Source organism: Streptomyces sp. NPDC059037, from assembly GCF_042740015.1.
In the GTDB taxonomy this organism is placed as follows: domain Bacteria; phylum Actinomycetota; class Actinomycetes; order Streptomycetales; family Streptomycetaceae; genus Streptomyces.
Window position 1 is genome coordinate 1 of the sequence record NZ_JBHYIG010000471.1, and the last position, 3804, is coordinate 3804.

3 protein-coding genes are annotated in these 3804 nt (G+C 71.6%); all 3 read left to right on the forward strand.

Features of this window, described 5'->3' with window-relative positions; translation table 11 throughout:
- Window positions 1–311 precede the first annotated feature (311 nt).
- Window positions 312–1160 carry a GNAT family N-acetyltransferase gene (locus tag ACFWY6_RS44700; protein ID WP_384703465.1) on the forward strand — a complete coding sequence of 283 codons (849 nt, stop codon included), beginning with the start codon at window positions 312–314 and terminating at the stop codon, window positions 1158–1160.
- Window positions 1161–1221: 61 nt separating this feature from the next.
- Entirely contained in the window at window positions 1222–1767 is a 546-nt protein-coding gene (locus ACFWY6_RS44705) for a GNAT family N-acetyltransferase (RefSeq protein WP_384703468.1), read from the forward strand.
- 69 nt (window positions 1768–1836) lie between these two features.
- A complete protein-coding gene (locus ACFWY6_RS44710) occupies window positions 1837–3534 on the forward strand; it encodes a proline--tRNA ligase (protein WP_384703471.1) in 1698 nt (565 codons plus the stop codon).
- Window positions 3535–3804 lie beyond the last annotated feature (270 nt).

Genomic DNA, 3804 nt, shown 5'->3' on the forward strand with positions numbered 1-3804 from the left:
TGAAGTAGCCGTCCTCGCCCCGGGCCACGGGTGGTGAAGTAGCCGTCCTCGCCCCGGGCCACGGGTGGTGAAGTAGCCGTCCTCGCCCCGGGCCAACAGGGCCCGAAGCAGCCGCCCCCACCCCGGCCAACAGGGCCCGAAGCAGCCACCCCCACCCCGGCCAACAGGGCCCGAAGCAGCCACCCCCACCCCGGGGTGAGGAGCGAGGACGAGCCAGGCCCGGTGGGGGCCAAGCGGACGCCCCGGCACAAGGCGCCCCCGCCAGGTACAGTGCGGAGATCAGCAGCCCGTCCCCGTGAGGCCCCCCGCACGTGTTGACTCAGACCACCTCCCGGGTCCTCGAACCGAGCGACCTGGACGCCGCGCTCGCCGTGCTCGACCGCGAGCCGGTGGCCAACGCCTTCGTGACCTCGCGGGTCCGCGTCGCGGGCCTCGACCCGTGGCGTCTCGGCGGCGAGATGTGGGGCTGGTACGAGGACGGAATCCTTGAGTCGCTCTGCTACGCGGGCGCCAACCTCGTCCCCATCTGCGCCACTCCCCGCGCCGTACGCGCCTTCGCCGACCGCGCCCGCAGGGCCGGCCGCCGCTGCTCCTCCATCGTCGGCCCCGCCGAGCCCACGGCCCAGCTGTGGCGCCTGCTCGAACCGTCCTGGGGCCCCGCCCGCGAGGTCCGTGCCCAGCAGCCGCTGATGGTCACCGACCGGCTCCCGCAGGACATCACGCCCGACCCGTACGTCCGTCGCGTACGCAAGGACGAGATGGAGACGATCATGCCGGCGTGCGTGGCGATGTTCACCGAGGAGGTCGGCATCTCGCCGCTCGCCGGCGACGGCGGCCTGCTCTACCAGGCGAGGGTCGCCGAACTGGTCGGCGCGGGGCGCTCGTTCGCCCGCCTCGACGGCGACGGCAAGGTCGTCTTCAAGGCCGAGATCGGCGCCGCCACGGCGCAGGCCTGCCAGGTGCAGGGCGTCTGGGTCGCCCCCGAGTACCGCGGCAAGGGCCTGGCCGCCCCCGGTATGGCCGCCGTCCTGGCCTACGCCCTCGCGGACGTGGCACCGGTCGTCAGCCTCTACGTCAACGACTTCAACACCGCGGCAAGGGCGGCCTACCGGCGCGTCGGGTTCCAGGAGGTCGGGGCGTTCATGAGCGTCCTGTTCTAGCTCCCCCGCGTCTCACACCGCACCCCTCCCGCACTCCCGTCCGCGAGTTAAAGTTCGGCGCATGACTGACGACGTCGTGATCGGGCCCCTGGACCTCGCCACGCACGTGGACGACGCGCTGCGCGTGCAGGCCCACGCGTTCGGGCTCAGCGACGACGAGGTGGCCGTGCGGCGGCAGATCGTGCTGCGGCACATCACCTACCCCGGCGCCCGCGCACTCGGCGCCCGTACGCCCGAGGGCCGGCTCATCGGCTTCGTCTACGGCATGCCCAACGACCGCTCCCACTGGTGGTCCACGGTCGTCGAGCCGTATCTGCGCGCCCGGGACCTGGACGGCTGGCTCGACGACTCCTTCGTGATCACCGAGCTCCATGTGCAGCCGGGCCATCAGAACCGCGGCGTCGGCCGCACGCTCATCACCACCATCACCGACAGCGCCGCACAGCCCCGCTCGATCCTCTCCGCGATCGACATCGAGAGCCCGGCGCGCGGCCTCTACCGCTCCCTTGGCTACACGGACCTGGCCCGCAACGTCCTGTTCCCCAGCGCCCCGAAGCCATACGCCGTGATGGGCGCGCCCCTGCCGCTCAGGCGGCCCGGCGTCTAACCGATTTCCGCACGCGCCCGGCCCCCGGCTAACCTCCTGCACATCATTCTTTCCACGCAGGAGTTCACCATGGCCCAGGTCCAGCGCATGTCCCGATTGATGATCAAGACACTGCGCGACGACCCGGCGGACGCCGAGACGCTCAACCACAAGCTGCTCGTCCGGGCCGGATACGTCCGCCGCACCGCCGCCGGCATCTGGTCCTGGCTGCCGCTGGGCAAGAAGGTCCTGGAGAACATCACCCACGTCGTGCGCGAGGAGATGGACGCCATCGGCGCCCAGGAGGTCCTCCTGCCCGCGCTCCTTCCCAAGGAGTCGTACGACGCGACGGGCCGCTACGACGAGTACGGCGACCTGCTCTTCCGCCTCAAGGACCGCAAGGGCGCGGACTACCTCCTCGGCCCCACGCACGAGGAGATCTTCACCCAGATCGTCAAGGACCAGTGCTCGTCCTACAAGGACCTGCCGGTGATCCTGTACCAGATCCAGACGAAGTACCGCGACGAGGCCCGCCCCCGCGCCGGTGTGCTGCGCGGCCGCGAGTTCCAGATGAAGGACTCGTACTCCTTCGACACCACGGACGAGGGCCTCGCCGAGTCGTACGCCCTGCACCGCGCCGCGTACATCAAGATCTTCGAGCGCCTCGGCCTCGACCACCGCATCGTCTCCGCCGTCTCCGGCGCGATGGGCGGCTCGGCCTCCGAGGAGTTCCTGGCGCCCGCGCCGGCCGGTGAGGACACGTTCGTGGACTGCCCCGCGTGCGACTACGCGGCCAACACGGAGGCCGTGTCCTTCGTCGCGACCGAGGCCGTCGACGCCTCGGCGCACGGGCCCGTCGAGGACCTGGACACCCCCGACACCCCGACGATCGAGACGCTCGCCGCGCACCTCGGCGTCCCGGCCTCCGCGACCCTGAAGAACCTCCTGGTCAAGGTCGACGGCGAGATCGTCGCCGTGGGCGTCCCCGGCGACCGCGAGGTCGACCTGGACAAGCTCGGCGAGCACCTCGCGCCCGCCGTCGTGGAGCTCGTGACGGCCGAGGACTTCGTGGGCCGCGACGATCTCGTACGCGGATACGTGGGCCCCCAGGGCCTGGAGAAGGTCCGCTACATCGCCGACCCGCGGGTCGCGGCGGGCACGGCCTGGATCACCGGCGCGAACAAGATCAACACGCATGCGAAGAACGTCGTCGCGGGCCGTGACTTCGAGGTCGACGACTACCTGGACGTCGTGGTCGTCGAGGAGGGCGACCCCTGCCCCAAGTGCGGCACCGGCCTGAAGCTGGACCGCGCCATCGAGATCGGCCACATCTTCCAGCTGGGCCGCAAGTTCGCCGACGCCTTCCAGCTGGACGTGCTCGGCCAGCAGGGCAAGCCGGTGCGCGTGACGATGGGCTCGTACGGCATCGGCGTCTCGCGCGCGGTGGCGGCGCTCGCCGAGCAGACCGCGGACGACAAGGGCCTGTGCTGGCCCAAGGAGATCGCCCCCGCCGACGTCCACGTGGTGGCCGCGGGCAAGGCGCTCCAGACGGAGCTCGCGCTCGACGTCTCCGAGCAGCTGAACGCCGCGGGCGTGCGTGTCCTGGTCGACGACCGGGCGGGCGTCTCGCCCGGCGTGAAGTTCACCGACGCGGAGCTGATCGGCGTCCCGACCATCCTGGTCGCGGGCCGCCGCTCCGCCGAGGGCGTCGTGGAGCTGAAGGACCGCCGGACCGGCGAGCGCGAGGAACTGACGGTGGCCGAGGCGATCGCCCGCCTGACGGCCTGAGCGGGGCTGGGGCGGGCCCCGCGGGGCCTTCCCCAACCCCCGACGTGGCTCGGTAGATCACCGGCTCCGCCGAGTTCGTCCTCAAACGCCGGACGGGCTGAAAGACCAAACCTGCGGCCGGGCTGGGGGAGCCACCGATGGGGTGGGCGGGCAACTACGGGGTGATCGGGTGGGTGGGCGGGAGACATGCGCCCCCCCCAGGGGGGTGAGGCGGTGCCCCACCCCCCCCCCACCATAGAATATAAACCACAGACCCACACGACCACACAA